This window comes from Bradyrhizobium uaiense (assembly GCF_010811875.1).
Taxonomy (GTDB): domain Bacteria; phylum Pseudomonadota; class Alphaproteobacteria; order Rhizobiales; family Xanthobacteraceae; genus Bradyrhizobium; species Bradyrhizobium uaiense.
Window position 1 is genome coordinate 1 of the sequence record NZ_VKHP01000893.1, and the last position, 245, is coordinate 245.

The 245-nt window shown below is 62.4% G+C and carries 1 protein-coding gene; it reads left to right on the forward strand.

The window, feature by feature from the left end; translation table 11 throughout:
• Positions 1–98: 98 nt before the first annotated feature.
• Positions 99–245: hypothetical protein (locus tag FNJ47_RS55715; protein ID WP_488226117.1), on the forward strand; the 147-nt coding region annotated here is incomplete at its 3' end.

Genomic DNA, 245 nt, shown 5'->3' on the forward strand with positions numbered 1-245 from the left:
TTGCCTTTGAGCCAGGGCTTCTTGGGCTTGCTGTAACGCAGGTTGAAGCCCAGCGCGCGGGCCGCCTCGGCCATCGAGTTCGACTTGAAATCGCGTCCGTGGTCCATGACCAGCGTCGCCGGTATTCGCGCTGCATCGTCGGCTTCTCGTTGAGCTTTGCACCGCCGTCCTGGGCGAGTGTCATGGATGCGCTGCGGGTCGCGATCTCGCGCAAAGCTCCCTATCTGCGGAATTACGTCGGGATC